We start from the raw sequence: 24,849 nt of genomic DNA on the forward strand, positions 1-24,849 counted from the left end.
CATTTGTTGAATTTCTCTCGAACGTACGCTTTTTTGCAACGGAACAGCGCGCTATCTACTTCTACGGTGTAGACATCAAGATCTGTCACCTTGGAGCAATGGATATGCGTACCCAAATCATCGACAAGTCCGTGGTTGTCTCAGCTATCGAAGGCAATGTGGAGATTGTGCTGGCTGATGGAAGCAGCCGCCCTCTGCAAAAAGGGGAAATTCTCCAACCTGGGGCCAAATTGACCATAGCGGATGACGCCAAGCTGGCTCTTTCCCCTTATGACGATACTCCTGCATCGGATGTACCGGTAGGTTCCGAGTCCGCTGAATCTGCTCAACCGCAAGTGGCTGCCAGCCAGGAAGGCGCTCCTTCAGATATTGCCGCATTGCAAGAATCGATTCTGCAGGGGGTTGACCCGACTCAAAACTTTGAGGCTTCTGCTGCTGGTGGGGCACCAGCGGCCGGTGGTGGTGGCGGTATTGGTGGGGTTGCGGGGGCCAGTGGTAATGGTGGTTTCGTCACAATTGATCGAACCGGCGATGCCACGATAGCGGCTGCAGGGTTTGATACAACCTACGATACAGCTGCTGTCATCAATGAAAATCAGGCCGAAGATTTGATTCTTGAAAATCAGCTTGATGATTTGGGCGAAACCGCCGTGACCCTGGAAGACACCCAGGTCAGTGGGAATTTGCTCGACAATAGTGCCAATCCAGATGGACCGGCTGATGCCTCTATCGTTTCATATGACTGGGGTATCAATATCGGAGTCCCTGCCGGTGTTGCTGCCACCATTACCGGAGTGGGCACGCTGATCATCAATCCGGATGGGAGCTATACCTTCACACCTGCGCCTAACTATGATGGCGCAGTTCCCCCGGTGAACTATCAGGTAACTGATGGCCAGGACACAGTGACTTCAACACTCGTTATCTCTATCACTCCGGTCGAGCAAGAGGTAGAGCTTGCAGGGCTTGATCTGGTTGGGGGTGAGGTACAAGTCAGCGATACCAATTTAGCGGATGGTTCGGATCCCAACGCAGCAGCTCTGACTCAAAGTGGGGTATTTACCTTCAATGCGCCTGACGGTGTCCAGAGTTTGATTTTGGCTGGCGTTACATTAATCACCAATGGCCAGCTAGGCACATCGTTTCCACAGTCCATTATCAGCCCGTTAGGAAATGTACTGACTATCTCAGCGGTGACCTACAACCCGGTGACCGGTGAAGGGCAAGTCAGTTACAGCTATACCCTTGGCGATAATGAAAACCATACAAGACTCGTCAATGACACCTCCCTAAGCGAAAGCTTCAGCGTTTTACTGATCGATAGCGATGGGGACACGGCCAGCGATACCCTTGACGTTACCATTTTGGATGACACCCCCACTCTGGCTGGTGGGGAGGAACAATTCGTGCGCGGTTTGGTGCACGAAGATGCGCTGCCCAGCGGCAACAGCGAAGGGTCTGACCAGAGTGTGAGCGCAACAGGGCTGGCTGGCACCCTTAATGCACTGGTCAACTTTGGTGCCGATGGGGCAGGCAGCTTTGGTCTGGGCAGTGATGTCAGTAGTCTGGTGGGACAGGGGCTGACCAGTGGCGGTGTGGCGCTGAGCTACAGCGTGGCGGGCAATGTGCTGACAGCCAGTGCGGGTGGTGTGCCGATCTTTACCCTGACTGTAGGGGCTGGCGGCAGCTACAGCTTTACCTTGAGTGGTCAGTTGGACCATCCGACAGCGGATGGTGATGACGGTGAACAACTGGCAGACGTGGGCATCGACTTCTCTGGCGTACTGGCCGCCACCGATGGTGACGGAGACCCGCTGACAGGTGGCTTCCCTGCAGGGAGTTTTGCCATCAACGTGGAAGATGATGTGCCGACCGCCACCAACGACGAGGGTGGTTCTGTCACCGAAGATGCGGCGGGTAGCCTGAGTGGCAATGTGCTGGGCAATGATACATCTGGTGCCGATACGCTAGCGGTGTTTGTTGGCTGGAGTGCTACCGGGCATGACAACAGTGCTGCGGTCAGTGCGTTGGCCACCTACGGTGTCTTTACTCAAAACCCGACCACTGGCGCCTGGAGTTATACGCTGGACAACAGCCGTGCGGCGACCCAGGCATTGACGTCCTTGTTCAACCAGAGCTACGACGTTTGGTACACCATGAAGGATGCGGATGGTGATGAGAGCATCGCCAAGCTGACCATTACTATTCAGGGTGCGAATGATACGGCCAAGGTGACGGTGGCGGCAGAAGGGGCGGATTCGACGGTTTATGAAGCGGGTCTGAACCCGGATGGTTCGGCCGCTGCGGGTAACAGTGAAACCGATAGCGACAGCTTCCAGGTCTCGGCCAGCGATGGGATCAAGGAGGTGGTGATTGGTGGCGTGACCTTCTCGGTGGCGACGCTCAAGACCTTCTCGGTCGGTGCGCCATCGGCAGGGATCAACACGGGGGAAGGCACCCTCAAGGTAATTGGTTACAGCAGCGCCGACGGGGACAAGAGCGCGACGATCACCTACAGCTACACACTCAATGCGGCGCAGACACACACGCAACCAGTGAATGACACCACCCTAACGGACGTGGTGGGAGTGACCGTGAACGGGGTGGGTGGCAGCACAGACAGCGGCAACCTGACGATCGCCATCATCGACGATGTGCCGAAGGCGGTGAATGATGGCCCGGTTGCGGTGACAGAAGACGGTACGCTGGCGGTCAGCGGCAATGTGCTGACCGATGGTAGCGACGATGTGTTTGGTGCCGATGGCAAGGGAGCAGACTACGTGGTGTGGGACGCCAACGCGGCGGCCAAGGCCGAGTTGGCGCAATATGGCACACTGGTGCTGGATGATGTGACCGGGGCGTACAGCTTTACCCTGAACAACGCCAGTGCTGCGGTACAAGCACTGGGTGCAAATGACCTCAAGAGTGTCGACCTGACCTACTTCATTCGTGATGCGGACGGTGACACCAGTCCGGCCAAGCTGACGATCACCATTCAGGGTGCGAATGATACGGCCAAGGTGACGGTGGCGGCAGAAGGGGCGGATTCGACGGTTTATGAAGCGGGTCTGAACCCGGATGGTTCGGCCGCTGCGGGTAACAGTGAAACCGATAGCGACAGCTTCCAGGTCTCGGCCAGCGATGGGATCAAGGAGGTGGTGATTGGTGGCGTGACCTTCTCGGTGGCGACGCTCAAGACCTTCTCGGTCGGTGCGCCATCGGCAGGGATCAACACGGGGGAAGGCACCCTCAAGGTAATTGGTTACAGCAGCGCCGACGGGGACAAGAGCGCGACGATCACCTACAGCTACACACTCAATGCGGCGCAGACACACACGCAACCAGTGAATGACACCACCCTAACGGACGTGGTGGGAGTGACCGTGAACGGGGTGGGTGGCAGCACAGACAGCGGCAACCTGACGATCGCCATCATCGACGATGTGCCGAAGGCGGTGAATGATGGCCCGGTTGCGGTGACAGAAGACGGTACGCTGGCGGTCAGCGGCAATGTGCTGACCGATGGTAGCGACGATGTGTTTGGTGCCGATGGCAAGGGAGCAGACTACGTGGTGTGGGACGCCAACGCGGCGGCCAAGGCCGAGTTGGCGCAATATGGCACACTGGTGCTGGATGATGTGACCGGGGCGTACAGCTTTACCCTGAACAACGCCAGTGCTGCGGTACAAGCACTGGGTGCAAATGACCTCAAGAGTGTCGACCTGACCTACTTCATTCGTGATGCGGACGGTGACACCAGTCCGGCCAAGCTGACGATCACCATTCAGGGTGCGAATGATACGGCCAAGGTGACGGTGGCGGCAGAAGGGGCGGATTCGACGGTTTATGAAGCGGGTCTGAACCCGGATGGTTCGGCCGCTGCGGGTAACAGTGAAACCGATAGCGACAGCTTCCAGGTCTCGGCCAGCGATGGGATCAAGGAGGTGGTGATTGGTGGCGTGACCTTCTCGGTGGCGACGCTCAAGACCTTCTCGGTCGGTGCGCCATCGGCAGGGATCAACACGGGGGAAGGCACCCTCAAGGTAATTGGTTACAGCAGCGCCGACGGGGACAAGAGCGCGACGATCACCTACAGCTACACACTCAATGCGGCGCAGACACACACGCAACCAGTGAATGACACCACCCTAACGGACGTGGTGGGAGTGACCGTGAACGGGGTGGGTGGCAGCACAGACAGCGGCAACCTGACGATCGCCATCATCGACGATGTGCCGAAGGCGGTGAATGATGGCCCGGTTGCGGTGACAGAAGACGGTACGCTGGCGGTCAGCGGCAATGTGCTGACCGATGGTAGCGACGATGTGTTTGGTGCCGATGGCAAGGGAGCAGACTACGTGGTGTGGGACGCCAACGCGGCGGCCAAGGCCGAGTTGGCGCAATATGGCACACTGGTGCTGGATGATGTGACCGGGGCGTACAGCTTTACCCTGAACAACGCCAGTGCTGCGGTACAAGCACTGGGTGCAAATGACCTCAAGAGTGTCGACCTGACCTACTTCATTCGTGATGCGGACGGTGACACCAGTCCGGCCAAGCTGACGATCACCATTCAGGGTGCGAATGATACGGCCAAGGTGACGGTGGCGGCAGAAGGGGCGGATTCGACGGTTTATGAAGCGGGTCTGAACCCGGATGGTTCGGCCGCTGCGGGTAACAGTGAAACCGATAGCGACAGCTTCCAGGTCTCGGCCAGCGATGGGATCAAGGAGGTGGTGATTGGTGGCGTGACCTTCTCGGTGGCGACGCTCAAGACCTTCTCGGTCGGTGCGCCATCGGCAGGGATCAACACGGGGGAAGGCACCCTCAAGGTGATTGGTTACAGCAGCGCCGACGGGGACAAGAGCGCGACGATCACCTACAGCTACACACTCAATGCGGCGCAGACACACACGCAACCAGTGAATGACACCACCCTAACGGACGTGGTGGGAGTGACCGTGAACGGGGTGGGTGGCAGCACAGACAGCGGCAACCTGACGATCGCCATCATCGACGATGTGCCGAAGGCGGTGAATGATGGCCCGGTTGCGGTGACAGAAGACGGTACGCTGGCGGTCAGCGGCAATGTGCTGACCGATGGTAGCGACGATGTGTTTGGTGCCGATGGCAAGGGAGCAGACTACGTGGTGTGGGACGCCAACGCGGCGGCCAAGGCCGAGTTGGCGCCATATGGCACACTGGTGCTGGATGATGTGACCGGGGCGTACAGCTTTACCGTGAACAACGCCAGTGCTGCGGTACAAGCACTGGGTGCAAATGACCTCAAGAGTGTCGACCTGACCTACTTCATTCGTGATGCGGACGGTGACACCAGTCCGGCCAAGCTGACGATCACCATTCAGGGTGCGAATGATACGGCCAAGGTGACGGTGGCGGCAGAAGGGGCGGATTCGACGGTTTATGAAGCGGGTCTGAACCCGGATGGTTCGGCCGCTGCGGGTAACAGTGAAACCGATAGCGACAGCTTCCAGGTCTCGGCCAGCGATGGGATCAAGGAGGTGGTGATTGGTGGCGTGACCTTCTCGGTGGCGACGCTCAAGACCTTCTCGGTCGGTGCGCCATCGGCAGGGATCAACACGGGGGAAGGCACCCTCAAGGTGATTGGTTACAGCAGCGCCGACGGGGACAAGAGCGCGACGATCACCTACAGCTACACACTCAATGCGGCGCAGACACACACGCAACCAGCGAATGACACCACCCTGACGGACGTGGTGGGAGTGACCGTGAACGGAGTGGGCGGCACCAGTGCCAGCGACCAGCTGGTCGTGCGCATCGTGGATGATACGCCGAGTGCCAATGATGATGCCGATAGTGCGACGGAGGGCGTATTCACAGCCGTCACCGGCAATGTGATTACAGGGCTGGGTACCACGGGTGGAACTAGTGGTGCGGGAGCTGATGTCAAGGGGGCGGATGATGCGGCAGTCAGCCAGGTCGTCGGCTTCAATGGCAGCACCGACAATAACCCATCGGGCGGCTTCACGGTGAGGGGGCAGTATGGCAACCTGACCATGGGTCTGGATGGCGAGTACAGCTACACGCTGACCGCGGCCTCGGTGCCGGTTGGGGCAACGGACGTGTTCACCTACACCCTCAAAGATGGTGACAACGACACGGCCCCGGCGACCCTGACCATCAACATCGGCCAGGATACCAGCACACCGGTGCTGACCATCGGCAATGCGACGGTGGATGAAGAGGGTCTGCCGGTCCGTGGCGGCGAGCCAGCCGGTTCGGGTTCGGCAGGCGACACCGAGATATTCACCGGCAGCTTCACCGTCAACACGCAAGGTGAGAACCTCACTGCACTGACCATTGGTGGTGGGATTTACAACCTGGCCAGCGGCGGCAGCCAGACGCTGGTAGACAATGCACTGGGTACGCTGGTCGTGACTGGGGTGACCGGTCTGAGCGGGGGGCTGTACACGGTGAACTACACCTACACGCTCAAGGACAATGTGCTCACGCACAGCGTGCAGGGGGATGATGACACTGTTAACGGCCCGCTGTTCGTGGTGTCTGCCACGGATGCGACGGGGGATGTTGGCACCGGTAATCTCCAGGTGGTCATCAGCGATGATGCCCCGATGGCGAATGCAGTGACCAATGCCGGTCAGGCCACTCAGGTGCAAAATACCAACCTGATGTTGATCCTCGATATCTCCGGCAGTATGGGGGGATCATCGGGGTATCAAGGCATGACCCGGATGCAGGTGATGCAAAAATCTGCCCTGGAGTTGCTCGACAAGTACAGTGCTTATGGCTCTGTCATGGTCAATATCATCACATTTGCATCCTCCGCAAATAATCCAACCAGTGTCTGGGTCAATGTGGATGTTGCCAAGTCGACCATATTGGGGCTGGTGCCGTCAGGCAATACGAACTATGACGATGCTCTAAATGAGGCGATCAAGGCCTTTGGCGATACAGGCAGACTGACTAATGCACAAAATGTCTCCTATTTTATGTCAGATGGTAAGCCCACAGCGAACGCATTGAGTGGCTCAGCCGCTTCTGTCCTGGATGGAGATAACTCCCTTGGTGGTGGCAATGGCATTGATGGTGACGGCTCGACACTGAGTGGAGAAACCAAAGATTGGGCTGATTTCCTTAAAGCGAACAATATTAACTCCTTTGCGCTAGGGATGGGCTCGGGATCTACCCAGTCTGCACTTGATCCCATCGCTTACAATGGTGTCAGCGGCGCGAGCCCAGCGAATACAACCGCTGTGGTTGTGACTGATTTCAGTCAATTGGCCGCTACGCTTTTGAGTACCGTTGTGGCGCCACCGCTGGCGGGTCAAATAATCAATGGCATAGTGGCCAGTGCCGGGGCGGATGGTGGCTGGCTCAGCTCCATTACTGTTGGGGGGATAACGTATACCTACAACCAGAACACGGATACCCCATCTGGCGATACGTCGGTTGGGACCTTTAACCAATCAACAAACGAATGGAGCATTGCGCTGGCTGGCGGCACCCTCAAGGTAGATATGGACAACGGGGCGTATACCTATACTCCGCCGTCTTCTATACCGGCAGGGGGCATAAACCAGGTCGTGGGCTATGGCATTACCGATAAGGACGGGGACACAGCGTCCAGCACTCTGGCCATCGTGATCAAGCCAGCGGTTGGTCCGACGGTGGTACGCGATGATTTCATCATCACCAACCAGGACCCTGCAACCGTTCCGGATTGGGCGTTGCTTGTCAATGATACCGGGCCGCTGGCTGCGACCCAGATTATTACGGGCGTCTCTGGGGCCGTTGGTGGAACAGTGACAGATAACGCGGGTTCGGTGACGTTCGATGATACCTCTGGCAGCGCAACCTCCAGTAGCTACGAAGGGTCATTCAACTACACCAATAGCTCGACCACAGATACGGCCAAGGTCTTCGTGGATGTTCAAAGCGGGGCAACGCTCACAGGAGGATATCTGGACGAGATCCTCATCGGCGGGACGGGGGCGGATACGCTCAACGGCAATGCTGGAAATGATATTCTGCTGGGCGGTACCGGTAACGACGCTTTGAATGGTGGCGAGGGTAACGACATTCTTGTTGGCGGTGCAGGCAACGATACCTTGAACGGTGGTGCTGGCAACGACACGGCCAGTTACATCGATAGTACGGCCGGTGTCACTGTTAAGGTCAATGGTAATAATCAGGCGACCGGTGGTGCGGGTACTGACAGTCTGAGCAATATGGAAAATCTGGTGGGTTCCATGTTCAACGACAGTCTGACGGGGGATGGCAATGCCAACGTACTGAGCGGTGTGGTTGGAAGCGACATCTTGAGCGGTGGTGGCGGCGATGACTTGCTCCTTGGTGGTGCTGATGGCGACACCCTGACAGGTGGAGGCGGTAAAGACACCTTTAAGTGGGGGGCGGGTGATATCGGTGGGGTGGATGTCATCAAAGACTTCACCACCGGCACTGGCGGAGATGTACTGGATATAAGCGAGCTGCTCACTGGCGAACATGCCAACTCTGGTTCGCTTGATGCGTACCTCAATTTCAGTAGTGATGGGCCAGGCACAAACAAATCAACATTGACTATTGATTTGGATGGTACGAATGGAGGAACCACCCACGTCATAAAATTTGACAGTATTGACTTGACGACCCTGGGTAACAGTGACTTGCAGATTATTCAGAAGTTGCTGGATGACGGCAACCTCAAGGTTGATCCGTAACCAGCGAACGGGGCCGGGCTTGCCTGGCCCCTGTTTTTTCCTCAAGGGGATGGATAAGATAGCGGCAGTAGAGGAGAGGGGTAATCATGCAGTCATTCAACTGGGTCGACATTGATGGTATCCGTTATAGCTGGGATGGGCAGGGAAACATTACCTGCGCCGGCCAGTTTGGCTATCAGGCCTCGATCGCGGGTGACCGGCTGGATGGGATGGAGATTGAGAATGAGGTCGGTGATGTAGCGGGCTCGCTCTATGTTGACTTCGCTACGGCCTCTATCACTTATGTGCCCGCCATGGATACCGAGTCTGCCCATAACATGATTCTGGTTGGCCATCATCAGGGGCAGCAGGAGTATCCGCTGGCCAGCTTTCACTCTCCGTTGTTGCAAGATTTGCTAGGGCCATCTGATACCATCCCTTGGTCTGCGATGGAGGAGGATAGTGGTGGCACCAATATCGGACAGGCGGTGCAAGGACACGTTCTGTCGTGGGACTCGTTCCATTTCGATGATGAGGTGTTGGTCTGTGGCACGGCTCCTGCTCTGGATATGGCAAACCAGATCCAGGATCCCGGCAGCATGGTCACCATTAGTCTCGATCTGACCAATCAGATACTGGATCAGCTCCCCCCCTTGCACGATATATGAATCCCGTAGCTGCGCGGGCATAATGACCTCAATCTTTCCGATTGAGGTTTTTTTCTATGTGGCGTCCCCTTCTTACTCTTTCCGCGCTGGTTGTCAGTGCTCCGCTGCTGGCGATTGAAGTGCCGCAAGCGCCCCATCTGGTGGTGAGCGGTTATGCCGAGCAGAAGACCGAACCCGATATGCTCACTCTCAATGTGGCGGTGAGTGCACTGGATAAGCAGGGCCTCAAGGCCAAGCAGCAGGTCGATACCAAGGTCGCAGCCTTTTTCAGCCAACTGGAAGGGTTGGGGATCAAGCGCAGCGATGTTGAGGCTGGCAATCTGATGGTCTCTCCGGAATATCAGTATGGCGAGAACAAGAAGCCGTTATTGTTGGGGTATCGTGCTCAGCGACAATTGGCAGTGAAGCTTTATCAGCTCGACAAGTTGAGCCCCCTGATGGATATCGCCCTCAAAGCCGGGCTGGAGTCCGTATCCCAGATTGAGTACGGGTTGAAGTCGCCGCAGGTCATCAAGGAGCAGGCCCGTTTGAATGCCGTTGAGGATGCCAAAACCAAGGCTGAATCTCTGGCCAAGGCGTTCGGGATGAAGCTTGGCAAGGTCTACAGTGTGGAGTACCGCAATGCTTCGCCCATTACCGCCTACAGCCGCAACCTGAAGGTGGTGCAGGCCATGGCGATGGCTGCTCCCGCGCCGGATATGGCGGACAACAGCTATCAACAACAGCAGATCACGGTAAGTGATAATATCGAGGCTGTTTTCTTGCTGGAGTGATGCCCGTCGTTGAAGTCCAGTCATGAACAACCCAGCTATTTGCTGCGGGGTTTTTATTGCGCATCGATACAGATATAAAAAAGCCGACGCTCGTGTTTACTTAATCGAGCGTCGGCTTTTTGTTGCGCTGGGTTTATCAGGCGGTCACAGCATCAGCTTTGGTCGCTTCCGGCGCCGGGTTGCGGATGAGGTAATCAAACGCACCCAGTGCGGCGGTGGCGCCAGCACCCATGGAGATGATGATCTGCTTGAACGGTACCGTGGTGGCATCCCCTGCGGCGTAGACGCCGGGCAGGGAGGTCGCCCCTTTGGTATCGATCTCGATCTCGCCAAAGCGGGTAAGAGCAATCTCGCTCCCTTTCAGGAACTCGGTGTTCGGTACCAGGCCGATCTGGACGAAGATACCCGCCACGCCTAAGTGTTTGATCTCACCTGTGGTGCGATCTTCGTAATCCATACCGACCACCTTGCTGCCATCACCGATCACTTCGGTGGTGCGCGCGCTCATGATGATGTCGATATTGCCCATGGAGCGAGCCTTCTTCTGCAGCACTTCATCGGCTCGCAGGGTGTCGGCGAACTCCACCACAGTCACATGCTCGACGATGCCAGCCAAGTCGATTGCTGCCTCGATGCCGGAGTTACCGCCACCGATCACAGCTACTCGCTTGCCCTTGAAGAAGGGACCATCGCAGTGCGGGCAGTAGGCCACGCCCTTGGTGCGGTACTCAAGCTCGCCCGGTACGTTCAGATCACGCCAGCGGGCACCGGTAGCCAGGATCACGGCGCGGCTCTTCAAGGTGGCGCCAGAGGCGAGATCCACGTTCACATATCCATCTTTGCTGATGGCGGCGGCGCGCTGCTCTGTGATCACTTCAACGCCGTACTCTTTGACGTGCTGCTCCAGGCTCGCAGCCAGTTTGGGGCCTTCGGTGTAGGGCACGGAGATGAAGTTCTCGATGCCGACGGTGTCCATCACCTGACCACCGAAACGTTCGGCAACGATGGCAGTGCGAATGCCTTTACGGGCGGCATAGATGGCCGCTGCGGCGCCAGCCGGGCCACCGCCCACCACCAGTACATCGTAGGGATCTTTCTCATTCAGCTCGGCAGCCTTGCGCTCGGCGGCACCGGTGTCGAGTTTGGCGACGATCTCTTCCAGCGAGATGCGGCCCTGGCTGAACGGTTGGCCGTTCAGGTAGACATTCGGTACCGCCATGATTTGACGCTCGGCGACCTCGTCCTGGAACAGGGCGCCATCGATCATGGTGTGGGTGATACCGGGGTTCAGGGTCGCCATCAGGTTGAGGGCCTGAACTACGTCCGGGCAGTTGTGGCAGGAGAGGGAGATATAGGTCTCGAAGTGGTACTCACCCTTGAGATTGCGGATCTGCTCCTGCACGGCCGCATCGGCCTTGGAGGGGTGGCCGCCGCTTTGAAGCAGGGCGAGTACCAGAGAAGTAAATTCATGACCCATGGGGATGCCGGCAAAGTGAACGCGCGGGGCTTGGCCCTGCGGCGCGACACTCATGGAAGGCTTGCGAGCGGCAGTGCCAGAGGTCTGGGTGATCTTGGGTGACATCTCGGCGATCTCGCTGGCCAGTGCCAGCAGCTCTGCAGATTTGTCGCTGTCGTTGCCGGACACGCTGATCTCGATGGGATTGACGATGTACTGCAGATAGGTGTTCAGCTGTTGTTTGAGGTTGGTATCCAACATCTTCGAATTCCTTCTTGTGATTGCGGGTCGGCGTGAGATGTAAGCCGGAAAGCAGACCGGCGCCTTTGCTTGGGGCCGGAAACAAAACCGGCCCTTATGCGGGCCGGTCTTGGAAGCGGGAGGCTTAGATCTTGCCTACCAGGTCCAGGGACGGGGCCAGAGTGGCTTCGCCTTCTTTCCACTTGGCCGGGCACACTTCACCCGGGTGGGAGGCAACGTACTGGGCAGCTTTGACTTTGCGCAGCAGTTCCAGTGCGTCACGGCCGATGCCGCCAGCGTTGATCTCGACGATCTGGATGATGCCCTGCGGGTCAATCACGAAGGTACCACGGTCAGCCAGACCAGCTTCTTCGATCATCACGCCGAAGTTGCGGGTGATGGTACCAGTCGGGTCACCAATCATCGGGTACTGGATCTTCTGAATGGTGTCAGAAGTGTCGTGCCATGCTTTGTGAGTGAAGTGGGTGTCGGTAGAGACAGAGTAGATCTCGACGCCCAGTTTCTGGAATTCAGCGTAATTGTCAGCCAGGTCGCCCAGCTCGGTCGGGCAAACGAAGGTGAAGTCAGCCGGGTAGAAGAAGACCACGGACCACTTGCCTTTCAGGTCAGCGTCAGACACCTGAACGAATTTGCCATTGTGGTAGGCGGTAGCATTGAACGGCTTGATTTCAGTGTTGATGTAGGTAGACATGTAATTGCTCCTTGGTGATGTACATATGCCGGTCTGGTGTTGAAGAGTCTTGCCAGACGAGGCGCTTAACTTTCGATGGATTCATCATAGGGGCTTCCGCTAATCGATAAAAGCCGCAATTTTGAATCGCTTAAATCTACTTATTAGATAGCTCACTATGGCTGTACCTAACATGAATATCTCTGGCCTACTGAGATAACTCCTTGTCGTGGTTCAATATCTGTGCGCCACATCGCCTTTTCAAGGCATAAGAAGGGGTGTGCAGAGCCACGATGACGCGATGAGATAAGCGGTGGTGCAAACGGGTGGCGCAGGAGGTTGAGGCCGCTGCTCGCAGCGATGGAGATGCGCTGACAAGGGGGAGAGCAGAAAACGCAGATAAAAAAATCCCGGCGCTATCGCAACGACAGGGCCGGGTCATCAAACAAGGAATGGCTATATAAACAAATGCTTTACAGCAAAGACTAACTACGGGGTGTGCAAACTTGCAGACATATGAGAGGAAGATAATGGGTGCACAATCCCTCGTCTCCCCCTCGGCAACTATTGCATGAGAGGGATAATAGTGTGACGTAGATCACAAGGCAAGCATTTGGTGTAATTTTTCAGTCAAAATGAAAGTGTTTCATCATTTCAGCTTATTTTGACGACTGAAAACGCTTTTATTGTAATTTAATTACAACCGGATCTGTCAAAAGTCGGTAGGTGGTTCCTGCTCTTCCATCAATTCCAGCAGGTTGATGGCCACGGCAATAAAGTCCGACTCGGTGACAATGCCGATCAGCTTGCGTCCTTTGAGTACCGGCAGGCAGCCATATCTGTGGCGCTGCAGGTAGAGTGCTGCCTCCTTGATGCCGGCGTGAGGATCTACGCTCGCCACTTGCCGTGTCATGATCTCGTCGAGTTGCACGCTGTCGGTAAATTCTGCTTCCCGCTCTGGGCTGATGAGCAGCAGCTTGGATTCGCGGGTGGCCAGGATATCGGTGAGGGTTACCAACCCCAGCAGGTGATGCTGCTCGTCGACGATGGGAATGTGGCGGATCCGCTCCTGCTGCATCAGCTCCATCGCCTGTTTGACACTGTTTGACGGACCCAGAGTGAAGGGGTGTTCGGTCATGATTTCGGATAGGGTCATCATGGTGGGCCTCCTTGTGTATCTGCTTTCACCCTAGCCCAGCCCCAACTGGCAAAACATGATCAGGGTCAATACAGAACATTAAAGAATCATTAACCGGAGGTGTGTCTCAATATTGCTCGCTACCCCTTGTCTCTCTTGGGTTTTTGGTCTTTTGGGTTGCCTTGGAAGATGGGGATAACTAGACTAGCCGCCGATTCCCCCCGAGGTGAAAGATGCAAGTATCCGATTTTCATTTTGATCTGCCAGACGAGCTGATTGCCCGCTATCCGATGGCAGAGCGTACCGCCAGCCGCCTGTTGCAGCTCGATGGTCAGACTGGCGCCCTGCGCCACGGTCAATTTGTGGATGTGCTGGATCAGCTCAATCCGGGTGACCTGCTGGTATTCAATAACACCCGTGTCATTCCGGCGCGCATGTTTGGCCAGAAGGCCAGCGGCGGCAAGCTGGAAGTTCTGGTCGAGCGTATTCTGGACGAGCACAGCGTGCTGGCCCATGTCCGTGCATCCAAGGCGCCCAAGCCCGGCACCCGGATGATCATGGATGGTGGCGTCGAAGCCGAGATGCGCGCCCGCCACGATGCCCTGTTCGAGATCCACTTCCTCGACCCGCGTCCGGTGCTGGAGATTTTAGAGGCCATCGGCCACATGCCGCTGCCCCCCTATATCGACCGTCCCGACGAGGATGCCGACAAGGAGCGCTACCAGACCGTTTACAATCAAAAGCCGGGCGCCGTCGCGGCCCCGACCGCCGGTCTGCACTTTGATGAGCCGCTGCTTGAGAAAATTCGGGCCAAAGGGGTTGAAACGGCCTTCGTCACCCTGCATGTAGGGGCGGGGACCTTCCAGCCGGTGCGGGTTGAGAAGATTGAAGATCACCATATGCACTCCGAGTATGCGGAAGTGCCGCAAGAGGTGGTAGATGCCATCGCGGCCACCCGGGCCCGTGGTGGTCGGGTGATCGCGGTGGGGACCACGTCGGTCCGTTCGCTGGAGAGCGCGGCCAAGGTCACCCTGGCACAGGGCAAACCGTTGGCGCCCTTCTTTAGTGACACCGACATCTTCATCTTCCCTGGCTACCAGTTCCAGATTGTCGATGCCATGGTCACCAACTTCCATCTGCCGGAGTCGACCCTGATCATGCTGGTCAGCGCCTTTGCCGGTTATGACAACGTGATGGCGGCCTATCAGGCAGCCGTGGCCGGGCAGTACCGTTTCTTCAGCTACGGGGACGCCATGTTCGTCACCCGTCGCCAGGTTGAAGCATAAGCTTCAGCTTATTTACCGGGCCGTGAGCGGCCCTCCTATTGTCAGACTGTTTATCTGACGCAGCCGAGGTAGCAATGAAATTTGAACTGAAAACCACCGACGGCCGTGCCCGTCGCGGTCAACTGGTCTTCGAACGTGGTGTGGTACAAACGCCGGCCTTTATGCCGGTCGGGACGTACGGCACCGTCAAGGGGATGACCCCGGAAGAAGTGCGTGAAACCGGCGCCCAGATCCTGCTGGGTAACACCTTCCACCTCTGGCTGCGTCCGGGTCAGGAAGTGATGCGTGCCCACGGCGATCTGCATGACTTCATGAACTGGCAGGGCCCGATCCTGACCGACTCCGGTGGTTTCCAGGTGTTCAGCCTGGGCCATATTCGCAAGATCACCGAAGCGGGCGTCCACTTCCGTCACCCCATCAATGGCGAGAAGATCTTCCTCGACCCCGAGAAGTCCATGGAGATCCAGTACGATCTGGGCTCCGACATTGTGATGATCTTCGACGAGTGCACTCCGTACCCGGCTACTTATGAAGAAGCGCGCAAGTCCATGGAGATGTCCCTGCGCTGGGGCAAGCGCTCCCGCGACAAGTTTGATGCGCTGGGCAACAAGAACGCCCTGTTCGGCATCATTCAGGGCTCGGTCTACGAAGATCTGCGGGATGTCTCCCTCAAGGGGCTGCTGGAGATCGGTTTCGACGGTTATGCGGTCGGTGGTCTGGCAGTGGGTGAACCCAAAGAGGACATGCACCGCATCCTCGAGCACGTCTGCCCGAAAATTCCGGCTGACAAGCCGCGCTACCTGATGGGTGTCGGCAAGCCGGAAGATCTGGTTGAAGGGGTGCGCCGTGGTATCGACATGTTCGACTGCGTCATGCCGACTCGCAACGCCCGCAACGGCCACCTGTTCACCACCGATGGCGTAGTGAAGATCCGCAACGCCCAGCACCGCAACGACACCAGCACCCTGGATGCCGAGTGCGATTGCTACACCTGCAAGAACTACAGCCGCAGCTACCTGCACCATCTGGACAAGTGCAACGAGATCCTCGGTGCCCGTCTGAATACGATTCATAACCTGCGTTATTACCAGCGTGTGATGCAGGGTTTGCGGGACGCGATCGAGCAGGGTAAATTAGACGACTTTGTAACAGAGTTTTACCGTCGGCAAGGGAAGCCTGTGCCTCCGTTAGCTGAAAATGACGTTAAATAACAACAACATATAATTTTTTTTAAATCTACATCAATAAGAGGTTGTTAAATGAGCATTATCTCCAAGGCGTATGCAGAAGGCGCAGCACCGGGTGCACAGGGTGGTGGTATGGAAATGATCATCATGCTGGCCGTATTCGGCCTGATCTTCTACTTCATGATCTATCGTCCCCAGGCCAAGCGTGCCAAGGATCACCGCAATCTGATGAGCTCCTTGTCCAAGGGTGATGAAGTGCTCACTTCCGGTGGCCTGGTTGGCAAAATTGCCAAAGTGGCTGCAGACAGCGATTACCTGGTGATCGCCCTGAACGACCAGACTCAAGTCACCATCAAAAAGGACTTCGTCTCTGCCGTTCTGCCCAAGGGTTCTATCCAGTCCCTTTAATCTCCCAAGGAGCACAGCGTGTTGAATCGCTATCCGCTGTGGAAATACCTGATGGTGATCCTGGTGATCGCCATCGGTTTTCTATATGCAGCCCCCAATCTTTACGGCGAAGATCCGGCTTTGCAGGTTTCTGCCAGCCGTGGTGCCGAAGTCAAGCTAGATACTCTTGACCTGGTGAAAGAGACCCTTGAAGCGGCCAAGATCCCGGTCAAACATGCTGCATTCGAGCACGGTTTTATCCTGATCCGTTTCAAGAACACCGAAGACCAGCTGAAGGCGCGCGATATCGTTGCCAACAAGCTGGGCGACAACTTCATTACCGCACTCAACCTGGCACCTTCCACTCCCGCCTGGCTCGAAGCCATCGGTGCGGCGCCTCTGAAGCTGGGTCTTGATCTGCGCGGTGGTGTGCACTTCCTGATGGAAGTGGACATGGCCGAAGCACTGACCAAGCAGCAAGAGCAGATGGTGCAGGATTTCCGCTCCGAGCTGCGCACCCAGAAGATCCGTTACTCCGGCGTGCGCCGGGTCGGTGATCAGGTGCAGGTGATCTTCCGTGACGAAGCCGATCAGGAACGTGCCGTTTCTCATCTGCGTCGTCAGAACCCTGATTTGACCTTCACTACCGAGCAGAAAGGGGATGAGTTCATCCTGCTGGCTGGTCTGAGCGAAGCCAAGATCAAGGAAGTGAAGAAGTACGCCCTCGAGCAGAACATCACCATCATCCGTAACCGGGTCAACGAACTGGGCGTGGCCGAGCCGCTGGTACAACAGCAAGGGGCCGAGCGCATTGTCGTTGAACTGCCCGGTATTCAGGATACCGCTCGTGCCAAGGAGATCCTGGGGGCAACCGCGACCCTGGAATTCCACATGGTCGATGAGACTGCCGACATCCAGGCTGCGGCCGACGGCCGTGTCCCGCCGAGCTCCAAGGTCTACAACGATCGTAACGGTCGTCCCGTGGTGCTGCAAAAGCGGGTGATCCTGACCGGTGACCACATCGTGGGTGCCCAGTCCGGTTTCGACGAGTACAGCCGTCCCCAGGTCAACATCAAGCTGGATGGCCAGGGTGGCAACAAGATGGCCAACTTTACCAAGGACAACGTTGGTAAAGGGATGGCTACCGTCTTCATCGAGTACAAGCCGGTCGGTCAACCGGGTCCGGATGGCAAGCGCAAGTTCCGCAAGCAGGAGGAGGTGATCAACGTCGCCACCATCCAGTCGCGTCTTGGCAGCCAGTTCCGTATCACAGGTATCGACAACGCCAACGAAGCCCACAACCTGGCGCTGCTGCTGCGTGCAGGTGCCCTGATCGCCCCGATCCAGATCGTGGAAGAGCGCACCATCGGCCCGAGCCTGGGTCAACAGAACATCGACAGCGGTATGGAAGCCATCGGCTGGGCCATGCTGGTGATCGTGCTGTTCATGGGGATCTACTACCGCGCGTTCGGCTGGGTCGCCAACCTGGCGCTCTGTATGAACCTGGTGTTGATTGTCGGCATCATGTCGATGATCCCGGGTGCCACCATGACACTGCCGGGTATCGCCGGTATCGTCCTGACGCTGGGTATGGCGGTGGATGCCAACGTGTTGATCTACGAGCGTATTCGTGAAGAGATCCGCAATGGTCGCGGTGTTCAGCAAGCCATCCATCTGGGCTTTGATCGGGCATTCTCCACCATCGCCGACTCCAACGTGACCTCGCTGATCACTTGCGTGATCCTGTTTGGTATCGGTACTGGCGCCATCAAGGGCTTTGCCCTGACGCTGGGCATTGGTCTGACCGCCTCCATGTTTACTGCCATCACAGTTTCCCGTGCCATTATCAACCTGGCTTGGGGTGGACGGCGCATCGACAAGCTGCCCATCTGAGGATAGAGAGATGTTTCAGATTCTACATTTTGAAAAACCGATCCCGTTTATGCGCTATGCCAAGCCGGGTGTGGTTTTCTCTTCCGTGCTGATGGTGATTGCCCTGTTCTTCCTGTTTGATCGGGGGCTGAACTGGGGTCTGGACTTTACCGGTGGTACCACCATCGAGGTGGGGTTCCAGCAGTCGGTGAGCCTGGACAAGATCCACGACGCACTGGAAGAGCAGAAGATTGAAGGGGCAACCCTGCAACACTTTGGCTCCAGCCGTGACGTGCTGTTCCGCCTGACCCCGAAAGAGGGTGTCAAGGTAGAGGAGCAGGGTAACGAAGTGCTGGCGGCGGCCAAGCAGCTCGACGAGGGCGCAGTGCTCAAACGCGTCGAGTTTGTCGGCCCTTCCGTGGGGGATGAACTGGCGACCGACGGTGCGCTGGCTATGTTGGCCTCCATCCTCTGTATCCTGGCCTACGTGGCAGTGCGTTTCGAATGGCGTCTGGCGCTGGGGGGCATTCTCTCTCTGGTGCACGACGTGGTGATCACTTTGGGTGTGTTCGCCTACTTCCAGTACGAGTTCGACCTGACCGTGCTGGCGGCGTTGATGACCCTGGTGGGTTACTCCCTGAACGATACCATAGTGGTGTTCGACCGCCTGCGGGAGAACTTCCGCAAGGTGCGTAAAGGGGATACCGACTACATTCTCGATCTCTCCATGACCGAGACCCTGAGTCGTACCATCATCACCTCCGGCCTCACCTTTATCGTGGTGCTGGCGCTGCTGCTCAAGGGCGGTGCGCTGATCCACGGTTTTGCCGTGGCCATGGTGATCGGTGTGGCGTTTGGTACCTACTCTTCCATCTATGTGGCGAGTTCGTTTGCCATGTTCCTCGGCGTCAAGCGCGAGCACATGCTGCCGACCCAGGTAGAGAAAGAGGGTGCGGACCAACAGGAAATCCTGCCGTAACAGTGAAGAGCGCCTCATGGCGCTCTTTTCTTATCTCTGCGTGTCGTTTGCTGACGCACATGATTTATACAACAGGAGTTTGTCATGCATCACAATCCCCGTTTTTTGGCGCTGGTTGACGGGATCCGCTCCCGCATCACCGAAACCGATGTTCACCAGATAAAGCGCTGGCAGGATGAAGGGCGCACGTTTCACCTGATTGACGTGCGGGAAGAGAGCGAGTGGGCCAGGGGTCATCTGCCCGGTGCCCGATATCTGGGTCGTGGCGTGATTGAGCGGGATATCGAGACCCAGTTCCCGGATCTCGAGACCGAGCTCTACCTCTATTGTGGCGGTGGTTTTCGCTCCATTCTGGCGGCGGACAACCTGCAACAGATGGGTTATCGCAAGGTGATCAGCGTCGACGGCGGGTTTCGCGGTTGGTGTGATGCCGGATACCCTGTCGAATCCTGATTTATTTGAGGTAGAGGGGCACAGCTACATGACAAAGCAGCTGTTGACCTTTACCATATGCGGGGTCAAGCGTAAGCGTCGGAGTGTTCATTGAACGTCAGGAAAGGGATTGGATACCTCCTCGGTATCCTGTTGTTGCTTCCCATGTGGGGTTGCAGCAGTAGCAGTCAGGTTAACACCCCCAAGGTTCCCAAGCCGCAGCCTGCTTCACTGGTTTTGGCGACCCCCCTGCAGGTCTCCTACCAAAGCGAGTTGGCGTTGGCGCGACTCGGGCAGATGCTCAGTGAAATGGAACTGACCACCGAGCAACGGGCAGAGTTGTTCTATGAGCGTGCCGTGGTGTTTGATCGGGTTGGTCTGCGCTCCCTCGCGCGGCTCGATTTCAACCGTGCCCTGCGGGAGAAGCCGGATTTCGCCGAGGCCTACAACTTCATCGGCGTCTATCTGGTACAGCAGCAGAATTACGACGAAGCCTATGATGCGTTCGATTCCGCCCTCGAGCTGGCGCCGGACTATGACTATGCCTATCTCAACCGTGGCATCGCCCTCTATTACGGCAACCGTCCCGAACTGGCCGCGGCAGATATGAAACGCTTCTACGAGGCGCAGCCGGAAGACCCCTATCGGGTGATCTGGCTCTATCTGGCCGAGCAGAAACTCGACCCGTCGGCCGCCATGAGCCGGATGCGCGAGCGTCTCAACAAGTACGATGACGATGCCTGGAACTGGGATCTGGTTCGCCTCTATACCGGCGAGATCAACGCTTCCCAGCTGATGGGCAACGTGGTGAAAGGGGTGAAGGATAACCGGGAGCTTGCCGAGCGCCTGTGTGAAACCTACTTCTATCTGGGCAAGTTCGAGCTGGGCAAAGGCAACCGCAAGGAAGCCATCAGCTACTTCAAGCTGGCCTTATCCAACAACGTCTATGACTTCATCGAGCACCGCTATGCGCTGCTGGAGCTGGAGTTGATGGCGCGCAAACCCTTGCCGCCAGGTGCCCAGAGTGCCCGTAACAAGGGTGATCAGCCCTCCTGAACCACTGCCAGATAGTGGTAAAAAAGGCCTCGCGATGAGGCCTTTTTGTTGGGCGAATGGCGGGTTTACTCCACCAGGCTCATGCCGGGGATCTGACGCCAGTAGCCGTTGCAATCGCTTCCTTGCTGCAAGGGGAGGGGAGCCAGGCCCTGTCGGTTGGCTTTGAAGCGGGCCAGTATCTCCAGCGTCTCCATCCCTTGCGGCGAAAGCCTGACCACATCCACGAGACCTTCCATACCAGCCGCTCGTTACCCAGGTTGTAGCAGTAACCGGACTGGGTCTGGATCCCGTTGAGATTGAACACCCGCTGCCCCTCGCGGCTATTGGCCAGCCGTCCGGTGGGGTAGTTGATGCAGGCGAGCTCGCAGTTGTCCTTGGGTTTGTCGAGGGAGCGGGCGGTGAAGCAGCGCGCCGAGTAGGCGAGCGGCAGATGGCCGTAGGCAAACACCTCCACCTCAAATTGGTCGCGCAGGGAGCCCAGATCCTGATTGAGCTGGATCAGCCAGTCACGGGAGAGCTCCACCGGCATGACCCAGCGTTTCATTCCCTGTTTGAGCAGCATGCGCAGCACATCGGCGTTATAGGCGTTGATGGCGGGGCCACAGACGAAGGGGATCCCTGCCTCCCAGGCGAGTTGCACCGTACCGAGATCGTTGGCTTCGACCATCAGATCGCCATTGTCGACCAGCCGCTTCACCTCCTTGAGTTCGGAGGGGGCGGAGATAAGGGCGAGGGTCGAGAGCACCACCTGCTTGCCGGAGCTGGTCACCTGACGGGCCAGCGCAATCCAGTCATCGACTTTGAGTTCGCGCCGCTTGCTGCAGACGGTCTCCCCCAGATAGATGATGTCGGCCTGACTGTCGGCAGCGGCATGGTAAAAGGCTTCGGTATCGGCTTTGGGCCAGTAGAAGAGCAGAGGCCCGAGAGAAAATTGCATGGGTGGACTCCTTATTGCCACTGACGATGGTAGGCGCCGAGGGTAGTCTGGCTACCTTCGGAGACGCGGGCGAGCTGGGCATCCCACTCAGCTTTGACCTGATAGGCCTCGGGATTGGCCTGATAGGCATCGATGGCCGCACGCCAGACCCGGGTCACTTGCTCCACATAAGCGGGGCTGCGCTGGCGCCCTTCAATCTTGACCGACTGGATCTTGGTCTTGAACAGCTCGGGCAGGAGACCCAGGGTATTGAGACTGGTGGGCTCTTCCAGCGCGTGGTAGGTCTGGCCATCCACGTCGAAACGCCCCTTGCACAGGGTCGGATAGCCAGCATTTTCGCCCGGGCCATAGCGGTCGATCAGCACCTCGTTGAGCCGCGACTCGAGACCATTCGGAGTCTCTTCCCAACGGACGAACTTGGCCGGTGAGCAGGCGCCGACGGTGTTGGGACTCTCGCCAGTCATGTAGGAGGAGAGATAGCAGCGCCCCTCGGCCATGATGCAGAGGCTGCCAAAGGCGAACACCTCGAGGCCAACATCGGTCTCGCGGGCCAGTTGCTTGACCTGATGCATGGAGAGCACCCGGGGCAGCACCACCCGTGTGACATTGAATTGCTGCTGATAGAAGCGAATGGCGGCGGCATTGGTGGCGCTGGCCTGCACCGAGACATGGAGTTCCATCTCGGGGTAGTGGCGGCTGGCATATTCCAGCACGGCGAGATCGGCGATGATTAACGCATCGGCGCCGAGGGCCACCCCGCGATCAACCGCCTGTTTCCATCGAGTATCGGCCCCGGGATGGGCAAAGGTATTGATGGCAATATGCAGCTTGCGACCATGTTGATGCACATAATCCACCGCCTTCTCCAGTTTGCTGTCGGTAAAGTTGAGACCGGCAAAGTGGCGGGCATTGGTGTCATCCTTGAAACCGATATAAACGGCATCGGCCCCGTTATCCACGGCGGTTTTCAGTGCCGGCAAACTGCCTGCCGGACAGAGTAATTCCATTGGTACGCTCCGAGAGTGCATATGAAGGGCAAACGAGCCCTGATTGTATGCAGCCATGCACTCCCGCTTTTTGACCTGAGGCAGCTTTGTGTGGCTTTACCCTTCTTGAGGTAACCCTGCACAAGTTTGATTTCCAACAGGATCTTGCCACTCTCCCTGTGTTTGAATGCGCAAAAAAGGGAGTCTATCGTGTTTCAACAACTGCAACGCCGCCTGGTCGAACAGGCTCCGCGCTTCTTGCGCCATCCCCTCAAGCTGGTTCCCTTCAATCTGCAAAAGCAGCTGATGGAGAGTTTACTGGCCCGGGTTTTCAAAGAGGCTATCGAAGATGGCGATTTCGAGTTTCTGGCAGACAAGTGGCTGAAAGTCGAAGTCTCTGATCTGGAGCTGTGCTGGTTTATCAGTGAGCAGAATGGCCAGCTGGTGGTGGCTCGCGAGTGTGACAAGGCCGATGTCTGCTTCAGCGGTACGGCCAACGACCTGATCCTCATCGCTGGTCGCAAAGAGGATCCGGATTCGCTCTTTTTCCAGCGCAAGCTGAAGATAGAAGGGGATACCGAACTGGGTCTTGAGGTGAAAAACCTGATGGACAGTCTGGATCTCGATGGCTTGCCGAGCCTGATGAAGTATCCCCTGATGGATCTGGCGACGTTTATCGAACGCGCCCGCACCGAGTCAGCGCAGGCTCCGGTGCAGACGGCGCCGGGCGGGATCCCGTCTTAAGTGGACAATCACCCCATGGGCATGGCGACGATAATGGTGCCGTGCCCAGAGGCAACGACAGGCCCACAGACAGGGCACCAAGGCGATGAGTGCCGCAGGGGCGGGCAGCTGTGACATGGCCAGCCCCACAGCCAGCCAGATGAAGGGTTGCGCTTCATACAGCCACTCCGGCTGTAGCCAGCGTTTGGTCGGAAAGATAATCAGATCGGTACGCCGGTAGCTGGAGCGCATCATCCAGGTCACCGCTCCGGCGATAAACAATAAGGCGCCTGCAAACCAGAGCAGGGGCTGTTCACTCAACGTAATCATGGCAATGGCTGCCAGCAGGTAGAGGCTGGGCAATCTCTCATAGATAAAGGGAGGAAGCATGGCGTTGTGTCTCCTGTGCCGTTTATCGGATATCCATCAAGTCTAGTCCTCCCCTCTCACTTCCCTCATGCTGGTTTGTTATACAAACAGGTGGTTTTGTTCTGAAATGGCTCGGCTTTTACGGTGCCAACATCGTGTTCTCTTATGTTACAATTGCGCGCCATTTTTGACTGAAGATTGACTGGGCATGTTGGATCAGATTCGTATCGTTTTGGTAAACACATCTCATACCGGCAACATGGGGTCTGCGGCACGCGCCATGAAGACCATGGGGTTGACCCAGCTGGTATTGGTTGATCCGCAAGCCTTGCCGGATGACAATGCCTTCGCCCTGGCGGCTGGTGCCAGCGATGTGCTTGCCAATGCCCGTATCGTTCCGACACTGGACGACGCGATCGCCGATTGTGGTCTGGTGATTGGCACCAGCGCCCGCTCGCGAACCCTGAGCTGGCCCATGCTCGATCCCCGTGAAGCTGGCGAAAAGTCGGTAGTCGAGGGGATGCAGCACCCGGTCGCGCTGGTGTTTGGCCGTGAACGCACCGGTCTCACCAACGACGAATTGCAAAAGTGCCACTACCACGTGGCCATTCCGGCCAATCCTGATTACAGCTCCCTCAATCTGGCCATGGCGGTGCAGACCCTCTGTTACGAAGTGCGGATGCGCTGGCTACAGGGGCAGGCCGCCGAGCCTGAAGAGGAGATGGCCTATCCGAGTGCCGCTCAGCTGGAAGGGTTTTATCAGCATCTGGAACAAACCCTGATGAAGACCGGTTTTATTGCTGATGACCATCCGGGTCATGTGATGAGCAAGCTGCGTCGCCTGTTCAATCGGGCTCGGCCGGAAGCAGCTGAGCTCAACATTCTGCGCGGTATTCTGACCTCGGTGCAGAAAGCGCGCGTACCGGATTAATCCGACTGATTTACTCAACCATATACTTGACTGATT

17 protein-coding genes and 1 pseudogene are annotated in these 24,849 nt (G+C 57.2%); 12 read left to right on the forward strand and 6 right to left on the reverse strand.

The window, feature by feature from the left end; genetic code table 11:
• The first annotated feature begins 104 nt into the window (after nucleotides 1–104).
• The 3 genes from ACTG1P_RS21835 to ACTG1P_RS21845 all read left to right on the forward strand — a co-directional run bounded on the left by ACTG1P_RS21835 (nucleotide 105) and on the right by ACTG1P_RS21845 (nucleotide 10,143).
• On the forward strand, nucleotides 105–8,723 hold the full coding sequence (locus ACTG1P_RS21835) for a retention module-containing protein (RefSeq protein WP_440002251.1): 8,619 nt from the start codon (nucleotides 105–107) through the stop codon (nucleotides 8,721–8,723).
• A gap of 86 nt (nucleotides 8,724–8,809) precedes the next feature.
• Nucleotides 8,810–9,370 carry a hypothetical protein gene (locus ACTG1P_RS21840; RefSeq protein ID WP_440002252.1) on the forward strand — a complete coding sequence of 187 codons (561 nt, stop codon included), beginning with the start codon at nucleotides 8,810–8,812 and terminating at the stop codon, nucleotides 9,368–9,370.
• A 56-nt stretch (nucleotides 9,371–9,426) separates the two neighbouring features.
• On the forward strand, nucleotides 9,427–10,143 hold the full coding sequence (locus ACTG1P_RS21845) for an SIMPL domain-containing protein (RefSeq protein WP_440002253.1): 717 nt from the start codon (nucleotides 9,427–9,429) through the stop codon (nucleotides 10,141–10,143).
• 136 nt (nucleotides 10,144–10,279) lie between these two features.
• Here ACTG1P_RS21845 and ahpF read toward each other — a convergent pair whose 3' ends face one another.
• The 3 genes from ahpF to ACTG1P_RS21860 form a co-directional block, all read right to left on the reverse strand.
• Nucleotides 10,280–11,860 carry an alkyl hydroperoxide reductase subunit F gene (gene ahpF / locus ACTG1P_RS21850; RefSeq protein ID WP_440002254.1) on the reverse strand — a complete coding sequence of 527 codons (1,581 nt, stop codon included), beginning with the start codon at nucleotides 11,858–11,860 and terminating at the stop codon, nucleotides 10,280–10,282.
• A 124-nt stretch (nucleotides 11,861–11,984) separates the two neighbouring features.
• Nucleotides 11,985–12,551 carry an alkyl hydroperoxide reductase subunit C gene (gene ahpC, locus ACTG1P_RS21855; protein ID WP_005337335.1) on the reverse strand — a complete coding sequence of 189 codons (567 nt, stop codon included), beginning with the start codon at nucleotides 12,549–12,551 and terminating at the stop codon, nucleotides 11,985–11,987.
• A gap of 691 nt (nucleotides 12,552–13,242) precedes the next feature.
• Nucleotides 13,243–13,689, reverse strand: coding sequence for a CBS domain-containing protein (locus ACTG1P_RS21860; protein WP_440002255.1), 447 nt, complete (start codon nucleotides 13,687–13,689; stop codon nucleotides 13,243–13,245).
• Between the two features lie 212 nt (nucleotides 13,690–13,901).
• On the opposite strand from ACTG1P_RS21860, the gene queA reads away from it, so the two are divergent.
• From queA to nlpI, 7 genes are all read left to right on the forward strand, one after another.
• A complete protein-coding gene (gene queA, locus ACTG1P_RS21865; protein WP_005344678.1) occupies nucleotides 13,902–14,954 on the forward strand; it encodes a tRNA preQ1(34) S-adenosylmethionine ribosyltransferase-isomerase QueA in 1,053 nt (350 codons plus the stop codon).
• A 74-nt stretch (nucleotides 14,955–15,028) separates the two neighbouring features.
• On the forward strand, nucleotides 15,029–16,165 hold the full coding sequence (tgt, locus tag ACTG1P_RS21870; protein WP_005337329.1) for a tRNA guanosine(34) transglycosylase Tgt: 1,137 nt from the start codon (nucleotides 15,029–15,031) through the stop codon (nucleotides 16,163–16,165).
• Between the two features lie 48 nt (nucleotides 16,166–16,213).
• Nucleotides 16,214–16,549, forward strand: a complete 336-nt coding sequence (yajC, locus tag ACTG1P_RS21875; protein ID WP_005337327.1) for a preprotein translocase subunit YajC — start codon at nucleotides 16,214–16,216, stop codon at nucleotides 16,547–16,549.
• An 18-nt stretch (nucleotides 16,550–16,567) separates the two neighbouring features.
• The gene (gene secD, locus ACTG1P_RS21880; RefSeq protein WP_005337324.1) at nucleotides 16,568–18,421 is read left to right on the forward strand and encodes a protein translocase subunit SecD; all 1,854 of its coding nucleotides are present in this window, start codon (nucleotides 16,568–16,570) and stop codon (nucleotides 18,419–18,421) included.
• Nucleotides 18,422–18,431: 10 nt separating this feature from the next.
• Nucleotides 18,432–19,379: a protein translocase subunit SecF gene (gene secF, locus ACTG1P_RS21885; RefSeq protein WP_201982012.1), complete on the forward strand. Its 948-nt coding sequence runs from the start codon at nucleotides 18,432–18,434 to the stop codon at nucleotides 19,377–19,379.
• Nucleotides 19,380–19,463: 84 nt separating this feature from the next.
• Nucleotides 19,464–19,832 (forward strand): rhodanese-like domain-containing protein, encoded by a 369-nt coding sequence (locus ACTG1P_RS21890; protein WP_005351016.1) that lies wholly within the window; start codon nucleotides 19,464–19,466, stop codon nucleotides 19,830–19,832.
• Between the two features lie 90 nt (nucleotides 19,833–19,922).
• On the forward strand, nucleotides 19,923–20,867 hold the full coding sequence (nlpI, locus tag ACTG1P_RS21895; RefSeq protein ID WP_005351017.1) for a lipoprotein NlpI: 945 nt from the start codon (nucleotides 19,923–19,925) through the stop codon (nucleotides 20,865–20,867).
• Nucleotides 20,868–20,932: 65 nt separating this feature from the next.
• Here the strand turns inward: nlpI and ACTG1P_RS21900 are convergent.
• Both ACTG1P_RS21900 and ubiU read right to left on the reverse strand, forming a co-directional pair.
• A pseudogene (locus ACTG1P_RS21900) lies at nucleotides 20,933–21,804 on the reverse strand (U32 family peptidase).
• A gap of 11 nt (nucleotides 21,805–21,815) precedes the next feature.
• Complete coding sequence (gene ubiU, locus ACTG1P_RS21905; RefSeq protein ID WP_440002256.1) at nucleotides 21,816–22,811, reverse strand: ubiquinone anaerobic biosynthesis protein UbiU; 996 nt, start codon at nucleotides 22,809–22,811, stop codon at nucleotides 21,816–21,818.
• A 189-nt stretch (nucleotides 22,812–23,000) separates the two neighbouring features.
• Here ubiU and ubiT point away from each other — a divergent pair, with 189 nt between their 5' ends.
• On the forward strand, nucleotides 23,001–23,534 hold the full coding sequence (ubiT, locus tag ACTG1P_RS21910) for a ubiquinone anaerobic biosynthesis accessory factor UbiT (protein WP_005344837.1): 534 nt from the start codon (nucleotides 23,001–23,003) through the stop codon (nucleotides 23,532–23,534).
• Here ubiT and ACTG1P_RS21915 read toward each other — a convergent pair.
• Nucleotides 23,487–23,903, reverse strand: a complete 417-nt coding sequence (locus tag ACTG1P_RS21915; protein ID WP_440002257.1) for a hypothetical protein — start codon at nucleotides 23,901–23,903, stop codon at nucleotides 23,487–23,489. The two genes, ubiT and ACTG1P_RS21915, sit on opposite strands and share 48 nt — an antisense overlap.
• Before the next feature lie 187 nt (nucleotides 23,904–24,090).
• On the opposite strand from ACTG1P_RS21915, the gene trmJ reads away from it, so the two are divergent.
• A complete protein-coding gene (trmJ, locus tag ACTG1P_RS21920; protein ID WP_127006452.1) occupies nucleotides 24,091–24,813 on the forward strand; it encodes a tRNA (cytosine(32)/uridine(32)-2'-O)-methyltransferase TrmJ in 723 nt (240 codons plus the stop codon).
• The last annotated feature ends 36 nt before the right edge of the window (nucleotides 24,814–24,849 follow it).

The organism is Aeromonas sp. 11P (assembly GCF_051920165.1).
Classification (GTDB): domain Bacteria; phylum Pseudomonadota; class Gammaproteobacteria; order Enterobacterales; family Aeromonadaceae; genus Aeromonas; species Aeromonas veronii.

What these genes read in the sequence shown, in the direction of transcription:
- ACTG1P_RS21835 (WP_440002251.1), top strand. Translation starts at nt 105, where the DNA reads ATGCGTACCCAAATCATCGACAAGTCCGTGGTTGTCTCAGCTATCGAA.
- ACTG1P_RS21840 (WP_440002252.1), top strand. Translation starts at nt 8,810, where the DNA reads ATGCAGTCATTCAACTGGGTCGACATTGATGGTATCCGTTATAGCTGG.
- ACTG1P_RS21845 (WP_440002253.1), top strand. Translation starts at nt 9,427, where the DNA reads ATGTGGCGTCCCCTTCTTACTCTTTCCGCGCTGGTTGTCAGTGCTCCG.
- ahpF (WP_440002254.1), bottom strand. Translation starts at nt 11,860, where the DNA reads ATGTTGGATACCAACCTCAAACAACAGCTGAACACCTATCTGCAGTAC.
- ahpC (WP_005337335.1), bottom strand. Translation starts at nt 12,551, where the DNA reads ATGTCTACCTACATCAACACTGAAATCAAGCCGTTCAATGCTACCGCC.
- ACTG1P_RS21860 (WP_440002255.1), bottom strand. Translation starts at nt 13,689, where the DNA reads ATGATGACCCTATCCGAAATCATGACCGAACACCCCTTCACTCTGGGT.
- queA (WP_005344678.1), top strand. Translation starts at nt 13,902, where the DNA reads ATGCAAGTATCCGATTTTCATTTTGATCTGCCAGACGAGCTGATTGCC.
- tgt (WP_005337329.1), top strand. Translation starts at nt 15,029, where the DNA reads ATGAAATTTGAACTGAAAACCACCGACGGCCGTGCCCGTCGCGGTCAA.
- yajC (WP_005337327.1), top strand. Translation starts at nt 16,214, where the DNA reads ATGAGCATTATCTCCAAGGCGTATGCAGAAGGCGCAGCACCGGGTGCA.
- secF (WP_201982012.1), top strand. Translation starts at nt 18,432, where the DNA reads ATGTTTCAGATTCTACATTTTGAAAAACCGATCCCGTTTATGCGCTAT.
- ACTG1P_RS21890 (WP_005351016.1), top strand. Translation starts at nt 19,464, where the DNA reads ATGCATCACAATCCCCGTTTTTTGGCGCTGGTTGACGGGATCCGCTCC.
- ubiU (WP_440002256.1), bottom strand. Translation starts at nt 22,811, where the DNA reads ATGGAATTACTCTGTCCGGCAGGCAGTTTGCCGGCACTGAAAACCGCC.
- ACTG1P_RS21915 (WP_440002257.1), bottom strand. Translation starts at nt 23,903, where the DNA reads ATGCTTCCTCCCTTTATCTATGAGAGATTGCCCAGCCTCTACCTGCTG.
- trmJ (WP_127006452.1), top strand. Translation starts at nt 24,091, where the DNA reads ATGTTGGATCAGATTCGTATCGTTTTGGTAAACACATCTCATACCGGC.